11 protein-coding genes are annotated in these 16,623 nt (G+C 56.1%); 4 read left to right on the top strand and 7 right to left on the bottom strand.

The genetic code is table 11. The features are described 5' to 3' along the window. The first annotated feature begins 26 nt into the window (after window positions 1–26). Window positions 27–842, top strand: coding sequence for a TIM barrel protein (locus AB3U87_RS16445; protein ID WP_253457385.1), 816 nt, complete (start codon window positions 27–29; stop codon window positions 840–842). A 306-nt stretch (window positions 843–1,148) separates the two neighbouring features. Here the strand turns inward: AB3U87_RS16445 and AB3U87_RS16440 are convergent, their stop codons facing one another. Next, entirely contained in the window at window positions 1,149–2,345 is a 1,197-nt protein-coding gene (locus tag AB3U87_RS16440) for an MFS transporter (RefSeq protein ID WP_253457382.1), read from the bottom strand. Between the two features lie 247 nt (window positions 2,346–2,592). Here AB3U87_RS16440 and AB3U87_RS16435 point away from each other — a divergent pair, with 247 nt between their 5' ends. Beyond that, a complete protein-coding gene (locus AB3U87_RS16435) occupies window positions 2,593–3,654 on the top strand; it encodes an AI-2E family transporter (RefSeq protein WP_253457379.1) in 1,062 nt (353 codons plus the stop codon). A gap of 3 nt (window positions 3,655–3,657) precedes the next feature. Here the strand turns inward: AB3U87_RS16435 and AB3U87_RS16430 are convergent, their stop codons facing one another. Beyond that, on the bottom strand, window positions 3,658–4,602 hold the full coding sequence (locus tag AB3U87_RS16430; RefSeq protein ID WP_369896127.1) for an ABC transporter substrate-binding protein: 945 nt from the start codon (window positions 4,600–4,602) through the stop codon (window positions 3,658–3,660). Window positions 4,603–4,611: 9 nt separating this feature from the next. After that, window positions 4,612–5,376, bottom strand: a complete 765-nt coding sequence (locus AB3U87_RS16425) for a class II aldolase/adducin family protein (RefSeq protein ID WP_369896126.1) — start codon at window positions 5,374–5,376, stop codon at window positions 4,612–4,614. A 204-nt stretch (window positions 5,377–5,580) separates the two neighbouring features. Here AB3U87_RS16425 and AB3U87_RS16420 point away from each other — a divergent pair, with 204 nt between their 5' ends. After that, window positions 5,581–7,149: an EAL domain-containing protein gene (locus AB3U87_RS16420; protein WP_394149770.1), complete on the top strand. Its 1,569-nt coding sequence runs from the start codon at window positions 5,581–5,583 to the stop codon at window positions 7,147–7,149. A 58-nt stretch (window positions 7,150–7,207) separates the two neighbouring features. Here AB3U87_RS16420 and AB3U87_RS16415 read toward each other — a convergent pair whose 3' ends face one another. After that, window positions 7,208–7,681: a hypothetical protein gene (locus AB3U87_RS16415; protein WP_301253340.1), complete on the bottom strand. Its 474-nt coding sequence runs from the start codon at window positions 7,679–7,681 to the stop codon at window positions 7,208–7,210. 418 nt (window positions 7,682–8,099) lie between these two features. Between AB3U87_RS16415 and proP the strand changes: the two genes are divergently transcribed. Further along, entirely contained in the window at window positions 8,100–9,605 is a 1,506-nt protein-coding gene (proP, locus tag AB3U87_RS16410; protein ID WP_253457366.1) for a glycine betaine/L-proline transporter ProP, read from the top strand. 58 nt (window positions 9,606–9,663) lie between these two features. On the opposite strand, the gene AB3U87_RS16405 is transcribed toward proP, so the two are convergent. The 3 genes from AB3U87_RS16405 to AB3U87_RS16395 all read right to left on the bottom strand — a co-directional run bounded on the left by AB3U87_RS16405 (window position 9,664) and on the right by AB3U87_RS16395 (window position 16,535). Then, a complete protein-coding gene (locus AB3U87_RS16405) occupies window positions 9,664–10,770 on the bottom strand; it encodes an ABC transporter substrate-binding protein (RefSeq protein ID WP_253457363.1) in 1,107 nt (368 codons plus the stop codon). A 17-nt stretch (window positions 10,771–10,787) separates the two neighbouring features. Beyond that, complete coding sequence (locus tag AB3U87_RS16400; RefSeq protein ID WP_394149767.1) at window positions 10,788–12,920, bottom strand: TonB-dependent siderophore receptor; 2,133 nt, start codon at window positions 12,918–12,920, stop codon at window positions 10,788–10,790. A gap of 129 nt (window positions 12,921–13,049) precedes the next feature. Further along, on the bottom strand, window positions 13,050–16,535 hold the full coding sequence (locus AB3U87_RS16395; protein WP_394149765.1) for an autotransporter outer membrane beta-barrel domain-containing protein: 3,486 nt from the start codon (window positions 16,533–16,535) through the stop codon (window positions 13,050–13,052). Window positions 16,536–16,623 lie beyond the last annotated feature (88 nt).

The raw sequence follows: 16,623 nt of genomic DNA, 5'->3' as shown, positions 1-16,623 counted from the left end.
CTCTTTTACTTTGCAGGAGCTGCAAGATGGCGATTGATCCAACCCGTATCTGTATTAACCGTAAAATTGCTCCCGGCCTTGGCATTGAGCAATTTTTCAAACTGGTTCACGGGCTCGGTCTGAATAAGGTTGAGCTGCGCAACGATATGTCCAGCGGCAAGGTGACGGACAATCTGAGCCACGAAGAGGTGCGCGAGCTGGCGCAGCGATACGGTCTGGAAATTGTTACCATCAACGCTGTCTATCCTTTCAACCAGGTGGACGAAGCCCTGCTGGCAAAAACGGAAGCGCTGCTGAAGGACGCCAGGGGCGTAGGCGCAAAAGCGCTGGTGCTCTGTCCGTTAAATGACGGTACGCCAATTTCTGCGGAAGAAACTATCAGCGCGCTGAAAAAACTGGCGCCGCTGTTTGAGCAATATGGCATTGAAGGCCTGGTTGAGCCTCTCGGCTTTCCGATCAGTTCATTGCGTTCCGCCGTCCACGCCCAGGCGCTAATCCGCGATGCCAACGTGCCTTTCCGCCTGTTAGTGGATACCTTCCACCATCATCTGTACGAAAAGGCGGAAGCGGAATTTGAAAGCGGGATCGATATCGACAATATTGGCCTGGTCCACCTTTCGGGCGTCGAGGATACAAGGCCAACGGCGGAACTGACCGACGAAGAACGCATTATGCTGAGTGAAGGTGACCTGCTGAGAAGCGTGGCTCAGGTACAGCGCCTGGAACGCATGGGGTATCGGGGCGTGTACGCGCTGGAACCTTTTTCTTCTGTTATGGAAAACTGGCGCGCTGCGGATATTGAGCGGGAAATCCGTCAAAGCATTCAGCTGTTGCAGGCATAAAATTTTTTAGCGCGCGGCCCGGTGCTGTGGCTGCGCTCTGCCCCTGATTCCCTCTCTTTTATCTGTGTCGTATCTTGCGGTCTGATGGCCGCCCTTTTTTAGCGCTTTTGCGGTATCAACAGCTTTCCCACGCAGCACGCGGCGTCGACAGCTTTCCGCGTGACGAGCGTTATCAACAACCTTCCCGCGCAACATGCATCATCGACAGCCACTCAACGCCGCGCCCTGGCGCCTGATCAAAAAGTCTTTTGCATAATATTTACAATGTTCAACCGTATCTGGCGCCCTGCGCAACGGAAATGCTGCTCAGGCGCTTTCCGCTGTTGCATGACGGGCCTTCAACGTCAGCAACATCGCCAGACAGACCAGCAGCGCGCTAACCAGATAAATAACCGGGACGCCGGCATAGCTCATTACCAGCCCGGCCAGCGGCCCGGTGATGCCCAGCGCAAGATCCATAAAGGCCGTATAGGTTGCCAACGCGCTGCCCTGATTCTGCGCGGGCACGGCCTTCACCGCCACCACGCCAATCGCCGGGAAAACCAGCGAGAAGCCGGCACCGGTCAGCAGCGCGCCCAGCTTTGCCATCCACGGATCCGCCGCACCCCAGACCAGAAATAAACCGACGGCTTCTACAGCAAAGCAGACCGCCGCCACCATCAGTCCACCGTGCCGGTTAATGGCGTTGGGAAACAGCAGGCGCGTACCGACAAAAGCGCCGCTGAACAGCGTCAGCGCCCAGGCCGCGCCGTCCCAGCCTTTGTCCTGGTAGAAGAGCGTAATAAAGGTAGCGATCACGCCAAAGCCGGCGGATCCCATCGCCAAAAGGGTACCGAAGCGCCAGATCTTGCCCAGCACGGCGCGAAAAGGCAGCGGTCTGCCCTTGCTGCTTTTGACGGCAGGTCGTGGCAGCGCCATCAGCACCGCCAGCAGCGCGATAGCCGTTACCACGCCGGCCAGCAACAGCAGGCCGCCCCAGCGATAAATGCCCACGCCCAGCGGCGCGCCAATCGCCATCGCGCCATAGGTGAAAATGCCGTTCCAGGAAATTACGCGTCCTATATGAAGCGATCCCACTACGCCGACGCCCCAAAGCGTGGAGCCGGTTCCGGCAAAACTTTGCCCTATGCCAAGCACGATCCGGCCAAAGCAAAGCAAAAGCAGGCTAACCATCGGGAGCGTTGCGGTTAACGCGGCAAGCGCATAGCACAGCCCGCTGATCAGACAGCCGCAAAGCCCAGCCACCACGACTCTTTTCGGGCCCAGCAGGTCGGCAAAGCGCCCCGCGTGCGGACGACTGACCAGCGTGGCGAAATATTGCAGGCTTACCACTAATCCAGCCCAAAATGCGCTGTAGCCCATCACATCGTGGACATAGCCAGGCAGCACTGCCAGCGGCAGGCCAATAGTCAGATAAGCGGCGAAATTGAAAATCACAACGGAAATGATGCGCAGATTCAGACGTAAAGCGCCCGGAGCCTCCGGGGCGGGTTGTTCAGGCATAGCGAAGAATATCCTGTCCGAAATGACATGAATAATAACTATAACCTGATTTCCCGGCCCGCAGGCGGCCAGTGCATAAATTATGCGGCACGCTATTTTTAACACGGCCTGCAGCCAGACCAGCTATTGCTGACGTATCCTGCTCTGCGTTGAACAAAATATCCCGGTTCTGAGACCTTTCCTGAAATCAGAAGCCTGCCGGAAAACAGTCGCTACACTTAATCACAAAAAGCCTGAAGGAGAAGGAATGAACGCACCACAGCAGGAGAAGATGGGGCAGAATATGCTGCTAAAAATGGCGACGCTGGTCGTGGTTTTAGCCGGCATCAAGGCGGCATCGGCTATCCTGGTTCCCTTTTTACTGGCCCTGTTTCTGGCCATTATTTTAAACCCGCTGGTTACCATCCTGATGCGGCGCGGCGTCCGGCGCGGTATGGCTATCAGCCTGGTGATCGCGGCGGTGCTGGTTGCATTCGGGCTGCTGGTGGCGATGATTGCCGGTTCGGCGGATGAGTTCTCTACCGTTTATCCGCAGCTTCAGCAGCAAATGACGCAAAGGCTGGCGCAGCTTCAACATATTGCCGCGCCTTTTCATATTAATCTTTCTACCAACAGCCTGGCGGCGCGGCTCGATCCCAACGCCATTATGGGCATGGCGACGCTGATCCTCAGCCAGTTTTCCGGCGCGCTGACCAACCTGGTGCTGCTGATTATGACAGTGGTGTTTATGCTGTTTGAAGTGCATCACCTGCCCTACAAGCTGCGTTTCGCGCTGATCAATCCTAAAATTCGCATCGCCGGGCTGCATAAAGCGCTGAAAGGCGTTACCCATTACCTGGCGCTGAAAACGCTGATTAGCCTGATTACCGGGTTTTCCGTCTGGCTGGTGCTGATGCTGCTGGATGTGCAGTTCGCGCTAATGTGGGGCGTAGTGGCGTTCGTTTTAAACTATATTCCCAATATCGGCCCTATTATTGCCGGTATTCCGCCCACGCTACAGGCGCTGCTGCTAAACGGCGTGTATGAAGCGGCATTGGTCGCAGCGCTTTTCAGCGCGATCCATATGGTGTTTGGCAATATGCTGGAGCCGCGCGTGATGGGAAAAGGGCTGGGGCTTTCCAGCCTGGTTGTGTTCCTGTCGCTGATTTTCTGGGGCTGGCTGCTGGGGCCGGTAGGAATGCTGCTCTCCGTACCGCTCACCAGCGTGTGTAAAATCCTGATGGAAACCACGCCGGGCGGCAGCAAACTGGCGATCCTGCTGGGCAACGGCAGACCGCCGAGGACGGCAAAACCCAAACTGCAAAAATAGTCGTCAGCGCGCGTCAAAGACGCTGGTATCGGTTATTGCCCGCACCTCAACCTTGTTGGGCAAGATAGCCAGCGAGGAGAAGAGATCGGCAACCTGCTGAACTTTAGCGATATCCTCTGCCGTAACCGGCCGTATGCCATGAGAAATACGGCCGGTAATGCCTTTCGACACTTCCGGCGGCAGACGAGTCAGCGACGAATAAACCTTATTATACTCAACCGGATGCGCTATCCCCCAGGCGCGAGCCTGCGCCAGCCGGCGCGCGAAATCGGCGATAGCCAACCGCTTTTGCGGATCTTTTAGCGAGCTGCCGGTAGCGGTGACAAACGAGAGCGAGGTGGTCAACCCTTTGCTGTCGCGCAGCAGCCGCGCGCCGTGCTGTTCAGCAATGCCCAGATAGGGATCGAAAGTGGCCCAGGCGGCAATTTGGCCGGAATTAAAGGCGGCGCTGGCGTCGGTCGGCAGAACAAAGCGTACGGAAACCGCCGTTTGCGGCACTCCGGCCTCTTCCAGCGCTTCATAGAGCAAATGCTGCGAGATGCTGCCGCGCGCGGAGGAGACCACCACCGTTTTTCCGGCCAGATCCCTCACGCTGTGCAGCGGTGAATCAGCGGGTACTATCAGCCCATTGCTCGCGCTGTCGCCCACGTTGGTGGCGATAATTTTCAGATCGACGCCGCCCGAGGCCGCCATCAGCACCGGCAGGTCGCCCGCGTAAGAGGTATCCACTGCGCCAGCCCGCTGGGCTTCAAACAGCGGCGCGGCGCCCTGAAAGTTGGCCCAGCGGTAGTCATAAGGCGCGTCTTTCATTACGCCGGAAGCCTCCACCAGCGACCGTAGATTCCGCGCCTGGTCGCCCAGTACCAGCGTCACTTTTTCCGCTTTTGCCGCACTGGCTATCAGGCTTATGCCCAGCAGCAGCGCCAGCGCGCTTTTTCCCGCTTTCATCTTTTTTCCTTAAAGCGCGTTACGCGCCAGCTGACGAATATAGGCATCCCAGTGCAGCAGATACTTTTTATTTTTTATGCCGTTATCAAAAACCCGCGCGGCTTTTTCGGCCACGCTGTCGGGCACAATGCTCAGCTCTGCGCCGCCAGACTGGGCCGCCAGCTGCGCCACGCACGCTCTTTCCAGGTAATAAAGGTTGTAGAAGGCCTCTTCCAGATTTTCACCGCAGGTCAGCAGGCCATGATTACGCAGGATCAGCGCGTTCAGATCGCCCAGGTCGGTGACGATACGCTGCTGTTCATCCAGATCCAGCGCGATGCCTTCGTAATCGTGATAGGCCAGCCTGCGGTAAAAACGCATACTGTGCTGCGAAATCATCAGCAGACCGTTTTTCTGCGCCGCCACGCCAATGCCCGCCGCCGTATGGGTATGCAGCACGGCGTGCGTGTGCGGGCGGGCGCGGTGAATAGCGCTGTGGATAACGTAGCCAGCCGGGTTGATGCCTGAGCCGACAGGATCGTCAATGATTTCGCCGTCCAGATCGACTTTCACCAGCGTTTCCGGCGCAATTTCGTCGAAGGTTTGTCCGTAAGCGTTGATCAGGAAATGCGGCTTGTCGCCCGGCACCCGCAGCGAAAAGTGGGTGTAGATATGATCGGTCCAGCGCAGCCGCGCGGCCAGCTGGTAACACTGGGCCAGTTTGACGCGAGCCTGCCACTCCGCGTCGGTAATTCGCGCGCGAAGCGATTCGGCGGAATGCAGTGCGCCACTCATAAAATCCTCCTGAATACAGCGTGATGGAAGCCCGAAGCCGGGCCAGGGCATCCTGACACAGAAGAAACGTATGGCGGAAACGATCAATCTGAGAATAAATTGCATAAAATTAGCTAAGCGACGGCGCACCTGATTTTTTTTTCCGCGCCATGCTACCTTTACCTTTTCAGGCGGCGCAGGGATGCCGCTAACAGAGGACAATGAATGGATCGGCCGAAAAGAAGCAGTGAAAAAAGAGGCGTGCTGCTGGCGGTCGCTGGCATAGTGCCGCTGCTCCTTTGTCTGATCTTTACTTTTATCGACGCCAGACAGATCGTTAAGCGCCAGCAGGCGGCGACGGCGGGTATGCTGCTGGCGCATGCCGAAGCAATCGGCGACCGGGCCTGGGATACCCTTGACGAACTTCAGGCGTTTCCGAAAAGACCCTGCGAAGAGATCAATGACGAGCTGAGAAAGTATGCGGCGCTGTCCCCCTATTTTCGCTCAATAGGCGTTATGCGTGAGGGTCGCATAACCTGCTCTTCCGCATTCGGCGGGATACATAACGCTATCGCTACCGTTATTCAGCGTCAGCCGCCGACGGATCGAAAAGCGAAGTGGATGCTTTCGTTAAGCCAAACCTGGGCGGTGAGAGACAGGCCCGCCGTGATTTTTATGCACGATACGCCCGCGCATTCCGGCGCTTTTGTGATCGTTGACGGCCAGTATTTGCTGGATGTGATGAGCGCGGTCGGCAAAAGCCAGCATAACAGTATCCGGCTACAGTTCGGTGGCGGCTTCGCCTTGCGCAGCGGCGCAAACGGCAATCAGCCGTCGGGACTGCTCCAGCCCGTGACGCTCAGCGAACGTTCCAGCCGCTACCCTATCGGCGTCGAGGTGACCTCGCCCGCCAGCGATATTGCCTTTACCTGGCGTCAGGGTCTGTTTACCTTCGTGCCGATGGCGCTGATCCTGTCGCTGCTGTTGATGACCGTGACCAACAACTGGCTGAAGCGTAAACTTTCTCCCCGCGACCAGCTGCGGAAAGCCATACTGCATCGCGAATTCTCCGTTAATTATCAGCCTGTTTATCATATGGTTACAGGTAAAGCCAGCGGCGCTGAAGTGCTGATGCGCTGGCAGCGGCCCGACGGCCACTGGGTAAGGCCAGATATGTTTATCACCGCGGCGGAAGCGGAAGAGATGATCATACCTTTGACCCGCCATCTGATGGAGCTGGTGCTGGAGGATGCCAAACAGTGGAGCCTGCCGCCGGATTTCCGTCTGGCGCTTAACGTGGCCGCCGCGCACGTCCAGCACGACGATTTTGTCGAGGATATCCGCTATTTTGCTCGTGGCATGGCGATACATCGACCGGATATCACGCTGGAACTGACCGAGCGCAGCCTGCTTTCCGACGGAGAAGACGTTGTGCAAAAGCTCCAGCTGCTGCGTAATGAAGGTATTCATATCGCCATTGATGACTTTGGCACCGGCCACTGCTCGCTCTCTTATCTGCAAACCTTCCCGCTGGATTACCTGAAAATCGACCGCGGCTTCGTCAATGCCATCGAATCAACCACGGGCGAAGCGCCGGTGCTGGACGCCATCATCACGCTAAGCCACAAGCTGGGGCTGAAGATTGTGGCGGAGGGCGTAGAAAACGCCACTCAGCTTCATTATTTGCAGGCGCGCGGAGTAGTATTTATTCAGGGATATTATTACGCCCGCCCAATGGACAACCGGCTATTTATGTCCTGGATGCAGCAGGAAGGTCAACGCCCGCTGGTTTAAATAGTCGGATACAGGCTGAATTAACGCCGACGGCGAAAAAGCGTAACGATTTTCAATTTCATTTACGTAGCTTTAGCGCCGCCCGCAATGCAATCCTGACGGCGTCGTCTTCGGGGAACGTTTTTTGTTCGCTATGGGTTATCCCTGCCTCTTCGTACCGGGCTTTCGTCCGTTCATTAATCCTGGCCAGCATTGTGATAATTTGCGACGAAACCTGCTGGTGCTCCTGATATATATCCCAATAGCTTTTTCGCTGATATTTCAGGAAGCGATACTTTAATATAAACCTAATGTTATCAATACATTGAATAAATTTCATTCGCATCAAGCCTGGCCACTTAGCCATTAGCAAAGCGCGTTCTTCAGACCCTGTTTTGTCTGTAATTTCTCCACTCTCAGGCTTTATCTGTTTTTGTGAATAAACCCTACCGTTATTAAGGAGAAAAGTTTGCTGAGGCCGGAAGAATTTTAAATTAGCTTCTGTGCTTTCCAGCCAATAGTTTTTAAAATGAACGTGTTTTTTATTATTCATTACCCCCCCGCAAGACTGCGAACGGCAGTATTACCGATCGAGCCAGCAGGCGCAATACTAATATTGGCAGGTAGCCTGACTTAATCTCATTATAAAAAAGTGGGCAATGTCTTCTTATTCCCCCTCACCTGGCTGGCCTTCGCCGTGAATTTTTCTGGCGTTTTCGGCTGCGTCGAGGGCGCGGTTGCGTCCGTTAACCGCTGGTTACACAATCTAATTTCAGGTAGAAATTATGTTACACAGCGCAGAAACGATATACTGAAAGCAGACGGATATTTGTTAACGAACGAACAAATTTGCTACTTATCTCCGTCGACAGGGCGAAAGCCCGTACGCTATTCGCTCTGCTTTCCCGCTGCGGCGGCGCGAGCGGAGCGGAAGATTTTTCCGGGAAACAGTCAATTACAGGGTGCTTTATATGAAGCTACGTAGGAAGCGTGTTAAGCCGATTGGCTTAAAAGACGTAACGATCATTGATGATGCCAGGTTACGCAAAGCCATTACCGCAGCGTCGCTCGGTAACGCTATGGAGTGGTTTGACTTTGGGGTATACGGCTTTGTCGCCTATGCGCTGGGCCAGGTATTTTTCCCCGGCGCCGACCCTGGCGTGCAGATGATTGCCGCGCTGGCGACCTTCTCCGTTCCTTTCCTGATCCGCCCGCTTGGCGGCCTGTTCTTTGGCGCGCTGGGCGATAAGTATGGTCGTCAGAAAATCCTTTCCATTACCATTGTCATTATGTCGGTCAGTACTTTCTGTATCGGCCTGATACCTTCTCATGCCTCTATCGGCATCTGGGCGCCCATCCTGCTGCTGCTGTGTAAAATGGCGCAGGGCTTCTCGGTAGGCGGCGAATATACCGGTGCCTCTATTTTTGTGGCCGAATACTCGCCTGACCGCAAGCGCGGCTTTATGGGCAGCTGGCTGGACTTCGGTTCTATCGTCGGCTTTGTGACAGGCGCAGGCCTGGTGGTGCTGATTTCTACCGTGGTCGGCGAAGCGAATTTCCTTGACTGGGGCTGGCGTATTCCGTTCTTCGTGGCGCTGCCGCTGGGCCTGATCGGCATCTATCTGCGTAACGCGCTGGAAGAAACGCCTGCGTTCCAGCAGCACGTTGAGAAACTGGAACAGGGCGATCGCGAAGGTCTGGCCGACGGCCCGAAAGTGTCGTTTAAGGACATCGCTACCAAACACTGGAAAAGCCTGCTGGCCTGTATCGGTCTGGTGCTGTCTACCAACGTCACCTACTACATGCTGCTGACCTATATGCCCAGCTACCTGTCGCATAACCTTCACTACTCCGAAGATCACGGCGTAATGATTATTATCGCGATTATGATTGGTATGCTGTTCGTGCAGCCGGTTATGGGCCTGATGAGCGATAAGTTCGGCCGTCGCCCGTTTGTGATTATCGGCAGTATTGCGCTGCTGCTGCTGGCGATCCCGTGCTTTATGCTGATTAACAGTAACGTGATGGGCCTGATTTTCGCCGGTCTGCTGCTGCTGGCGGTGATCCTGAACTGCTTTACGGGCGTAATGGCTTCGTCGCTGCCGGCGATGTTCCCTACCCATATTCGCTACAGCGCGCTGGCCAGCGCCTTCAATATATCTATTCTGGTAGCGGGCCTGACGCCAACGCTGGCGGCGTGGCTGGTGGAGTACACCGCCAACCTGTATATGCCAGCCTACTATCTGATGGTGGTAGCGGTTGTGGGGCTGATTACCGGTATCATGATGAAGGAAACGGCCAATATGCCGCTGCGTGGTGCAACGCCTGCCGCCTCTGATATTGCCGAGGCAAGAGAGCTGTTGCAGGAGCATCACGACAATATCGAGAGCAAGATCGAAGATATTAGCGAGCAGATCGCCGAGCTGGAAGAGAAGCGTAAGCATCTGATTAACCAGCATCCCCGCATTAACGAGTAAGCCTACAGGTTTGCATTAGCAAGTCAGTTTAAAAGCCCGCAGCCGCGGGCTTTTTCTTTCACCTTCCGCTTTTTTCGCCGCTTGTCCAGTAGGTTCCGGTTTCCGGCAGCGGCAAAAATTCCTCGTTCATTTCACGCAGCGTGTCGGCCGGTTCCAGATCGTGGAACAGCTGCGGATGCAGCGTTTTAGCAATAACCTCGACCGCCAGCAGATGCCACGGGCTCAGATAAAAATTGTGCCACACGGCTAAGGTTCGGCCCTGACGAATGGCCGCCAGCTGGGCGATAACCCGCTCGCTCGCCAGCGCCTGCGAAAAACTTTGCTTTGCCGTGGCCGGCGCGACCTGCGGGCCAAGCTGTAGCCGATGCGGCTGCTGCGCATCGCCCAGGCCGGTTGCCAGAAAGAAATCGGGACGGGCAGCCAGCACCGCCTCCGCGCTTAGCTGACCAAATACGCTGCTAAACTGACCGGCCGCAATATTGTCGCCGCCCGCATACGCCAGCAGATCGGCCAGATTGCCGTGTCCCACCGTGGTACAGCACACTTCCCGCCGCCCTATATGCAGTTGCAGCATCACGCGTGGCCTGACTGGAGCCGCCTGACGCAGCCGGTCATGAATTAGCGCCATATGCCGTTGATAGAAGGCGATAAAGCGCTGCGCTTTCTGCTGGTCACCCAGCGCCTCACCCAAAATTTTCAGGCTCGGTACGGTATTTTTCAGCGGATCTACCCGCGTATCGACGTAGATAACCGGAATGGCCGCCGCGTCCAGCTGCATCAGCGTGCTGTCCTGCGCCGCAGGCTTTTTGGCGTAAAGCGGCAGGATCACCAAATCCGGCCGCAGCGCGATGATTTTTTCCACGCTGAGCTGGCCCGGATTAGCACCGCCAATCAGGGGAATTTTTTTGATGGCGGGGAAAGCGGCGCTGTAGCGTGCCCAGGTCTGCCGATCGTAATGCGGCAGATCGCCAGGCCAGCCCGCCACGCGCCGCAGCGGGTTGCCCTGTTCCACCAGCGCCAGCGTATAGAGCAGCCGTCCTTCGCCCAGTACGATGCGCTGCGGATTGTCCGGCACCGTGACCTTGCGCTGCAAAATATCGGTAAGCATTTTTGCCTGCGGCGCGCTGCAGGCTAACAGCAGCAGCAGGATAGGCCATTTTTTCATGAGGTTTCCCATTACGATCAGAAATCAACGGACGCGGAAACCACGATTTCACGCGGGGCGCCTTCGCTAACACGCAGGTTGCCGCCGCTGGATCCGTAATACGCTTTATCAAACAGGTTGTTGACGTTGATCTTCAGCTGAGTATGTTTGCCCACCAGCTTGCTGTCCCAGGCGGCGAAAGCGTCCGCCACCGTATAGTCCGGCATCGTGAAGCTGTTTTCCGGGTCGCCCGCGCGGGAACCGACGTAGCGCCCGCCGCCACCGACGCGCACCTCGCCCGGTAGCCAGGAGAAACGCATGGCGTGCGTCAGGTAGAGACTGCCGCTGTTGGTTGGCGCGTTGACCAGCCGATTGCCCTCGTTAGCCGGATTAACGTCATCCTCAACGATTTCCGTTTTATCGTGGCTATAGGTGGCTATCATGTTCCAGTCCGGCGCCAGCTCACCGTTGATCTCCACCTCCGCGCCGGTAGAGCGCGCCTCAGGAATGTTGCGCGTACTGCCGTTGATTAACACCGACATATCCTTCTCGTCAATGCGATACAGCGCCAGCGTGGCGGACACAGCGGGCAACATTTGCCACTTTGCGCCCACTTCATAAGTCGTGCCTTTTTCCGTCGAGGCGACGTTGCCGTCGTCATCGGTTTGCGTTGAAGGGGTAAACGATTTGCTGTAGCTGCCGTAGAGTGAAAGATCGGGCCGCGCCTTATACACCAGCCCTGCCTGCGGCAGAAAAGCATCGCCGCGATCGTTGAGCGTGCTCTGCGGATCGGCCCAGCCGCTGCTGGCGGTTTGGGTGTAGCGCTGATAGCGGGCGCCCGCTACCGCTATCCATTTATCGGTCAGATGGATACTGTCTTTGGCAAACAGCGAACGGCTGTAAAGGTTGGTGCGCAGATTGCTCTGCGCATCGGCCACCGTGCTGGCGTTGATCGGCGGCTCTTCGCCATAGATCGGATCGTACATGTTGAAGGTTTTTGACACTTTGCCGCGATAGGACCAGGCCTTGTAGGTTTCATTCTGCTCGTAGTCAACGCCCAGCATAATATCGTGCTGCATGCCCCAAATCTGCGGGCTGCCGCCTATGTCCCAGGCAAGATAAGTGGTCTGGTGATTGAAGCCGCGGTTCGCGTCCGCGCGGCGAGAGACAATGCCGGTGGCGGCGTTGACCGCCGTAGCGCGGACTTCGTTACTGTCGTAGCGACGCTGCATCCAGGCGTAGTTGAGATGGGTTTCCCAGGTTTCATCCAGGCTGTAGGCGTAGCTGATATTCAGGCGCTTGTTTTTCCCCCAGGCGTGGTTGGCACTGTCGTCCAGACGCTGGTTATAGGGGATATTTACCGGTTTTTTATTGATAAACGCGGTGCCGCGATCGACCGGAATATCAAACTTATATTCGGTATAGCTGATGTTGAAAGTGGCTTTTTCGCCATACCAGCTCAGCGATGGCGACAGCAGCGTATGTTCATTAGCGCCAAAATTACGCCAGTAATCCTCGCGCTGGCGCTCGGCAATCAGGCGAAAGGCAAAGCCGTCGCCCAGCGGCCCGGTGATGTCCACGCTGCCCGCGCCGCCGCCGACGCTGGTGGTTTCGCCGGCAAGATGCGTGTGCCATTCATACTGCGGCTTTTTGCTGACCAGGTTGATAATGCCGCCAGGATTCTGAATGCCGTACAGCAGCGAGGCCGAGCCTTTCAGCACTTCCACATGATCGATGGTGCTGTCCATCGACAGCCCCTGGTTGCTGCGTACGCCGTCGATAAAGATCGAGCCGTCGGAGTTGCTGCCGAAGCCGCGCTTGACGAAGCCGTCCTCAATCGCGCCCAGCGTATTGCCCTGGCTGACGCCGCTGACGAACTTCATGGCGTCGTTCACGCTTTTCACCTGGTAATCTTTTATCACCTGCGGCGTAACCACGCTGACGGACTGCGGCGTTTCATTTCGCGGCAGCGGCATTTTGCTGGCCGCGCTCGCGGTATCCTGGCTGTAGCTGCCTGGCTCGCCGGTGCCGTCGGCGGTTACGGTCAGCGTCGGCTCTTTTGCGGTGCCCGCTGCCAGCGCGGCCGTGCTGAACAGTAAGCCAGGTAACAGCAGGGGAATTTTCCCGGTAAAATGCCCAACGGCAAAAGGAAGAGCGAAAGGTGTTTTCATCAATAAGCGCGCAGGTAGAGTTATAATTGCTGCGGATGATAATAATTTTCATTACCGTTAGCAATTTCAAAAAGCCGTCTGGCGCAACAAAAAAGGGCCCGCAGGCCCTTTCAGCAACCGCTGAAGCGGTCAGAACTTGTAACGTATTCCCATGTTGCCGGTATAGCCTTCCGTACCCGGCCCAAAGCTGTGGGCATATTTTACCTGAGCATACACGCTGAAGTGCGGATTGAGCTGGCTGCTGACACCGGCGCCCGCCTGCCAGTAGCCACGACGTACGTCCGGCCGCATCGTTTCGTTATTCATATCAACGCCCGGCGTGTGGCCCAGAAACTGCACCACGTCTGCCTGTAGGTAAGGCTTCAGCACGGGATTATCGTAATAGAACCGCAGACCTTCGCGCAGCCGGGCGACCATCAGGTTCTGATCCTTCAGCTTAACGCCGCTGGAATAGGTCTGGCTGATGTTCATGTACTGGCCCATCGCCTGTAGCTGGGGTTCCAGCCTGAACCGGTCGCCTAAAGTCAGCGGGATACCGGTTTCCACCGAGGCGACGACGCCGTAGCTGTCCATTTTGGCGCGGGTCAGGCTGGAGAACTCGTTGCTGTAGCGCGTGAGCTGCACAACGTTATCCAGATAAGCGCCGCTGTCGTTCCATGCCGTCAGATAGCCGCCGATGCCGTAAGCGTTGGTGGTCACTTTACCCACGTCAACGGAGAGTTCCGACCTCAGGCTGCGCGCGGTATCTTTATTGTTACTGCGCTGATGGCCAAGCGTCATCATCGGGCCAGCCGTCAGATGCCAGCCGTCGGCAAACTGACGCGTGACGACATCGCCGCCCAGCTGGACGAAAGTGGTATTCACGTTGAAAGCAAAGCGTCCGGCTGCATACCTGTCGTGACGGCCTGAGACTCGCGCCCAGGCCGTGCCGCCCTGGTAAGCGCCGAGGCGTTCGTGCCAGGTACCGATGGTGTCAAATCCGTAGGTCGAATTCAGATAAGGCGCGATAAGGTAACCTGCTGTTTCCGGGCGGTAAGCAATAACTTCCGGCTCTGGCGCCGCCGCGTCATTACCTGTTTCGTCGCTCTTATCCGTATCCGGCTCAACAACCTCATCCGTATCCGGCACATCAGGAATAATGGGATCCTCATCAATCTCTGCGGCGTCATCCGGTGGCGGAACGGGCGTCAGCGAAGATTGCAGGTACCAGTCCTTGTCACCGATTTTATTCAGGAAGTACTGATAATTACCGGCCACCACGGCGTTTTTCTGATCAAAGGTCGCGGCATCAGCATCGCCTTCCACGCGCACCAGCAGAATACCGCTGTGGGTCAGCGCGCCCGTGCCGCCTTTGTTGTTGACGCTGACATCATAGCTGCCCGAAGCGTTGCCGTTTACCAGCAGCCTGTCGCTGGGTGAATCGTCGCCGCCCAATTGGGTATTAAACGCAAACGAACCGGAGCCGGCCAGATCGCCTTTCACGGCGAGCGAGCTGAAGCCCGAAGCGTTGTTGAACACCACCGAGCCGCCGTCCATCGTCAGCGTGTTCAGGTTGGAATCGGCCGTTACCAGCCAGCTGCTGGCGCTGTTGAGGATTAGCTGATTAACGTTTTGCGTCGCCCCGCTCAGCGTGGAGCCGTCGTTCAGCGTCAGGTTAACGAGGCTATCGTCGCTGACGATAACATCGCCCAGCAGCTGCGAGGCGCCGTTCGCCGTCACGTTCACCGTCGAAAGAAAAACCTCGCCTTTGTCATTAACGTTTGCGCCAGCGCTGAGCGCCGTGCCGTTGCCGCCATAGACAAGGCTACCGTTGCTGAGCGTCAGATCCAGCGCGGAGCCTTTAACCAGCACGCCGCTTCCCGCTTCGCTACGCAGCGTTGTGTTATTCAGCGTGACTGCGCTGCTCAGGGTATCGGAATAGATGTTCGCGTACAGCCCGGCCGCCTGCGGTCCTTTTGATGCTGTAGCCGTTCCCGTATTGGCGATGGTGCTGTCGGTCATTTCTATATTGCCAAGGTTGGCAATTAAACCAAACGCGTTGTTCCCGGAAGCGGTAACGGCGACGTTAGCGGCGGTAACGGTTGCCGCACTTCCGGCATAGATGCCCCCGGTGCCTTCGCCGGTAGTGACAATTTCGCCGCCGGTAATAGTAACCACGCTGCTGGCGGTAGCGGCAACGCCATGCGCCTCTTTACCGCTGGTGGTAATGGCTGGATTGACCAGCGTTGCGGTGCTGTTTGTCATAGCCAGGATGCCATAAGCACTGTCGCCAGAAGTATTTATCTGCGTGTCGTGCAACGTTAATTTGCCGGAGCGAATAAGATAGGTGCCAACTGAAAACTCGCCGGCCGTAGTGATAGCGCTATTAGTCAGCGTCAATACGCCAGCGTCAGAGGCGACTGCGCCATACGCCTGGGTGTTACTTGTCGTTATGTTGCTGTTGTTAAGGTCTATTATGGCTCCCTGGGCAGTCCTCACGCCGTAGCCCTGTTCGCCAGAGGTATTAACCGTTATCCCGTCGCCCGTGACGTTTCCTGCATAGGAATAGCTTACCGTGGCATAAAGACCGTAGCTCCCACTACCTGAGGTAAGTAGCGTAGCGTCAGTCAGATTAACTTTGCCACCCGCCATAATCCCATGGGAACTGCCGCCGTGGGTGAGGATATTAACGCCGGTGGCGTCCAGTATAGTGCTGCTGAGCGGCATATAAATGCCGTGGGACTTGACCTTAGAGGTTTGAAACGTGCCGCCGTTAATGGTAGCGCTATCGCCCTGCCCGCTTATTTCAAGGGCGTTATGCGCATGATTGTTATCATTCACTGTTGTCGTGATATCAACGTTATTTAGGGTTGCATGACCGCCCAATGTACGGATGCCGACATAGGCCGCATTGATAGTGCTGTCGTTTAAGATCAACGTGCTGTTTGTACCGTTGCCGATCTCAATAGCCGAAAAGTATTCAGAAGCGGTATCGATAGTGATATTGGTGCCGGTAACATGGCCTCTGCGCGCAAAAATAGCCTGAATGGCTTTGTCACCGGTCAGCGTGAAATGGATATTATTTAGCGTGGCGTTGCCATACACGCCTTCATGTGCATAGACTTCAATGCCGGCAACAGGACTAGTAATAGTTAGTCCATCAGCTTTCAGCACCCCGCCCGATACTTCGATAGCGCCGTCAATTGTGTTAGTCGTAAGCGTAGAATTAATAATAGTAACATCACTGTTTTTGGCCCGGATCCCGCGGCTTTGACTGCCCAGTGTAGCGATCGTGCTGTCGGTGATGGTCAGCGTGCCAGAATCAGCATAGATCGCCGTGGAGTTTTCTTCGCTGGTTGATAACGTCACGCCATTCAGATTCAGGCTGCCCTGTTCGGTTACCCTGGCCCCTCTCGTCCCGGCGTGCGAAGTAGTAAAAGTCAGGCCGCTGTTGGTAGTAAGCTGGCTGCCCGCACCCGATACCACCAGCGGGACATCGTTTTGTTCCACAGAGGAATAATCGGAAGTAACCTGTAGCGTGGATCCATCGGTGACAACCCACGGCGAAGCCGCCGCAGCGTAAAGTGGTAAAGACAGCATAATACCGGGGATAAAAGGCCTTAATATCATAGCCATAATGCTTCCTTTCGTTAATATCCATAATAACTATAAATACATCTACCGTATCTGAGGGAGCGCGCTGTCTGCCGGAGAGGGTTTATAT

Source organism: Erwinia plantamica, assembly GCF_043420595.1.
In the GTDB taxonomy this organism is placed as follows: domain Bacteria; phylum Pseudomonadota; class Gammaproteobacteria; order Enterobacterales; family Enterobacteriaceae; genus Erwinia; species Erwinia aeris.
Note: the sequence above shows the minus strand (reverse complement) of the source record. Positions and strands in the feature narration are given on the sequence as shown.